The sequence below is a fragment of the uncultured Meiothermus sp. genome (genome assembly GCF_937863175.1).
Classification (GTDB): domain Bacteria; phylum Deinococcota; class Deinococci; order Deinococcales; family Thermaceae; genus Meiothermus.
The window spans coordinates 1-4,005 of sequence record NZ_CALMCQ010000166.1 but is presented as its reverse complement, the minus strand read 5'-3'; the positions used below and the strand labels follow the sequence as shown (position 1 = coordinate 4,005).

Annotated in this window: 5 protein-coding genes; 3 read left to right on the top strand and 2 right to left on the bottom strand. The window is 58.9% G+C overall.

What is annotated here, in order from left to right:
• From Q0288_RS06355 to Q0288_RS06345, 3 genes are all read left to right on the top strand, one after another.
• On the top strand, positions 1–880 hold an 880-nt coding region (locus Q0288_RS06355; protein WP_299428857.1), incomplete at its 5' end, for a glycosyltransferase.
• A 264-nt stretch (positions 881–1,144) separates the two neighbouring features.
• The gene (mscL, locus tag Q0288_RS06350; protein ID WP_299428855.1) at positions 1,145–1,513 is read left to right on the top strand and encodes a large conductance mechanosensitive channel protein MscL; all 369 of its coding nucleotides are present in this window, start codon (positions 1,145–1,147) and stop codon (positions 1,511–1,513) included.
• A 195-nt stretch (positions 1,514–1,708) separates the two neighbouring features.
• The gene (locus Q0288_RS06345; RefSeq protein WP_299428853.1) at positions 1,709–2,032 is read left to right on the top strand and encodes a hypothetical protein; all 324 of its coding nucleotides are present in this window, start codon (positions 1,709–1,711) and stop codon (positions 2,030–2,032) included.
• 162 nt (positions 2,033–2,194) lie between these two features.
• Here Q0288_RS06345 and Q0288_RS06340 read toward each other — a convergent pair whose 3' ends face one another.
• Together Q0288_RS06340 and Q0288_RS06335 are read right to left on the bottom strand one after the other, a co-directional pair.
• On the bottom strand, positions 2,195–2,839 hold the full coding sequence (locus Q0288_RS06340) for a response regulator transcription factor (protein WP_299428851.1): 645 nt from the start codon (positions 2,837–2,839) through the stop codon (positions 2,195–2,197).
• The coding region (locus Q0288_RS06335; protein ID WP_299428849.1) for a sensor histidine kinase at positions 2,836–4,005 on the bottom strand (1,170 nt) is incomplete at its 5' end. The genes Q0288_RS06335 and Q0288_RS06340, both read right to left, overlap by 4 nt.

Sequence of the window (4,005 nt, the reverse complement as noted above, 5' to 3'; positions counted from 1 at the left end):
CATCCGCGAGGAACACCTCGAGCTGATCCACACCCACTACGCTATCCCGCACGCAGTGGCTGCCGAGTTGGCTGCGGAGGGCAGTATTCCCCTAATCCATACCCTCCATGGTACCGATGTGACCCTGCTGGGTATTGACCCGGCCTACCAGACCCTCACCAGCAAGGCGCTCAAAAAAGCTGCCGCAGTGACGGCGGTATCGCAAAACCTTGCCCAGCAGGCCCAGCGCTCGTTTGGGGTGTGCGCCCAGGTGATCTTCAATGCCGTAGACACCGTGCGCTTCCGGCCCAACCCGGAGGCCAAGCGCTTTTATGCTGGCGAAGACGAGTTTTTGCTGGTACATGCTTCCAACTTCCGGGGCGTCAAACGGGTGGGCGATATCGTACACGTATTTGCCAAAGTCCGCCAGAAAATCAAGGCCCGGCTGGTTCTGGTGGGTACAGGCCCTGAGCGAGCCGAGGCATTGAGCATCGCCCATAGTCTGGGCGTGGACGATGGCGTGACCTCGCTGGCCACGGCCAAGAAACCCGAGGAAATTATCGGCTCGGCCGATGCATTTTTGCTGGCCTCGGAGTATGAGGGCTTTGGGCAGTCCGGACTAGAAGCTCTGGCCTGTGGGGTTCCGGTGATCGCTACCCGGGTGGGGGGCATTCCCGAGTGGCTGATCCCAGAAGTGGGGAGACTGGTAGAGTTTGGCGACCTGGAAGGCTTTTCCCATGCGGTAGTGGAAGTGTTGACCGCACCCGGTCGGGCACAAATGCGTGAAACTGCGCGTCACTATGCCCAGGCCCACTTTAATCCCGAAGCTATAACCGATCAGTACGAGCAGGTGTATCGAGTGGCCATCCGCAGCAAAACCCTGGAGGTGGATGGCGTATAGAATAGGGCGGTCAGAAAATAGCGCGCCTACCCGTAGCCGAAAACTCTACTGGGGAGGCGGTTCGTGCACCGTCGAAGGGTGGGATCCTTATGCGACCCATCCCAGAACCTCCACAAAGGGAGTATGCCTTGACGCCAAAATCCCCCCGGGCTAGATTGACGAAAGGTCGTCACATTGTGGGTAGATCAATTGCTGCAAGAAGGTGATTCTGGAAAAGAAGGGACGGCCTGTAACCAGAGCACCGGCAAGAACCGGAAGGTTTGTATGTTGGAAGGATTCAAAAAATTCATCATGCGTGGAAGTGTGCTTGACTTAGCGGTAGGTGTGATTATTGGCGGTGCGTTTGGAACCATTGTGAACTCGCTGGTTGCGGATATACTCAATCCGCTCATCGGGATGATTTTTGGTGCGCCCGACTTCTCGGCGATCCGGCTGGGCGCTTTAAACATTGGTCAATTCCTCAATGCGGTGGTGGCGTTTGTGATGGTAGCTTTTGCCCTGTATTTCTTCGTGGTTACGCCGATGAACAGGCTCCAGGAACTGGCCCGGAAGAACGAGACCCCCACTGCACCCCCGGCCCCACCCGAAGATATAGTCCTGCTGCGTGAAATCCGCGACGCCCTGAAGAAATAATGGAGCCATGTGAATATACGCGCAGGTGCGCACCGCCACGCTACTCCCCCTTGTAGAGGCATCTTCTCGAGGATTGGTCTGGGTAGATGGGTTCCCATTGGGGACTATCCACCCCTGCAGGGCGATAAATGCAGATCGATTCATTTAGACCATTTGACACTGGAAACTCATAGCGGGGCAACGTACCATTAAGCCATGGTCACACTGCATAAGATCAATGCTCTACGAGAGGGGCGGGTTCTGGAATGCGTGGGACAAGATTCGGGCGATAATTTCCGAATGCTCATCATGCATACCTCCCCCAGCCACTACGAGGCCCTGGGTAAGGTGACGCTGAGCAATGCCAGCATCACCTACCAGTCTTCGGGGCCGATGGCCGCCGACCTTCTGTTGCAATGGCTGGATACCCTTTTTGACAGGTGGCCGAGGGCCAAAACCCTTCCCTGGGCCGTACACGACCTGGACCACAAAACCAGGCAGTTTGTGCACGAAGTTCGCGAGGCTGCCAGAGTAGCATAGCCTCCCGGGTTTCAGGCAAAAGCCAGGGGAAATGGGGTCGGGGTTCTTCACAAAGGCCGGGTCGTGTAGATCAATGACCATAGTTCCAGCAAAGAGCAGATCCACTTTGCCCAGGTCACCCAGTGCTATCAACAAGCCAATGCCAGACGGAATAAGCCGGGTTCAACTTTCCAGCCGGAGGATACCTCTTTCCAGCGCTACCGTTACGGCTGCGGTGCGATCATCCACCCCCAGCTTGCCAAAAGCGTGCAGCAGGTGGGTTTTGACGGTGGCTTCACTGATTTTGAGCTTACGGGCAATTTCTTTGTTGGAAAGGCCCCTGGCTACCAGTGAGAGCACTTCCAGCTCGCGCATGGAGAGGTTTTCTTCGGCGGGGCCGCGCATCCGGCCTAGCAGCCGGGCGGCGATGGGCGGGGAAAGCACGGCCTCGCCCCTGGCACAAAGCCGTACGGCCCGGAAGAGTTCCTCCCGGGGCACGTCTTTGAGCAAATAGCCGGTCGCCCCGGCCTCAACGGCCCGAACAATTTCGGAATCGGTGTCGAAGGTGGTGAGTACCAGCACCTGAACTTTGGAAAGCTTGGCGCGGATCTGCCGAATGGCGCTTACCCCATCCATCTGGGGCATGCGCAAATCCATCAACACCACATCCGGTTTAAGCGTATCCAGCAAGCCCAGTGCCTCCATGCCATTGGAGGCTTCACCCACAACTTCAAAGTCGTGTTGGGATGAGAGCAAGCCCGAGAGCCCGGCCCGCACCACCGGGTGGTCGTCCACCAGGAGAATTCGGATCGTTGCGGTATGTGTCATGGGGTCCCCACCTTTGGCCGGGCCTCCACCAGTCCGTAGAGGGGCAGACTAAAGGCCAGGGTTGTGCCCTGTCCAGCCTCGCTTTCCACCGTCATCTGACCCCCCAGGGCCTCCACCCGCTCACGCATCGAACGCAGGCCAAAGCTGCCCGAGATGGGGGGTTGCAACCCGACCCCATCGTCTTGCACATCCATTAACACCAGGTCGGCCAGGTACGAAAGGGTCAGGTTGGCGTGGGCGGCCTGGGAGTGTTTGCGAATATTGGTCAGGGCTTCCTGGGCTATGCGCAGAAGCCCCACCTCGAGTTCGGGGTGCAGTGACCGGGGTTCGCCGGTCAGGGTGAACTGGGCCTTGACCCCTGTATCTTCCTGCCAGCGCTGGAGCAGGCGCCCTAGCGCTTCGGGCAGCGAGGTGTTCTCGAGGATTTCCGGGCGCAAGGCCCAAACCATGCGACGGGCTTCCGACAAGCCTTCGCGCGCAGAAGTGCGGGCTTGCCCCAGATAGCGTCCAGCGGAAGTCTCGTTTTCGGAAGCCATCTCGGCGGCCTCGAGCTGCACCACGATGCTGGCAAAGCCCTGGGCCAGGGTGTCGTGAATCTCGCGGGCCAGGCGCTGGCGTTCTTCCAGTATGCCGGCCTGCCGCGAGGTCTGCTCGAGTTCGCGGCGGGTATGCTCGAGCTCCTCCCGCGCCCTGGTCTCGCGTAAGAGCATCTCGAGGGTAAAAAGCGAATAACCCCCAAACAAAAAAGTGGTGAAGACAAAAAAAGCCAGACCCAGGCTGGGGTACTCGGCAGGAATGGGCAGGGCGCTCCAGGCAGTGGTGTCGAGCGGACCCTGGGTAAGCACAATCTCGAAACTGACCTGCAAGGGCTCGTGCATGGCCCACCAGGCCGAGTAGCCCACCAGCCCCGCCACGATCAGTAGAACCGCCCAAAGTGGTAACCAGTAACGCGCCAGGACGGGAATCAGCCCCAGAGCCAGAAAGGGCATGTAGTTGTAGCTCAACCAGGCAACCACTAAAAACCCCATCAGGACAAGAAATGCCGCTTCCGAGATCGTCCGCCGCCCTGGGCGAATTGCCCATAAGACCAGGGCAAACAACACCAGCGCAGCGCCCACCCGCCAGGCGGTCTGGCCTGGATCCTGTAGGGGTAAAATTGCCGGGAG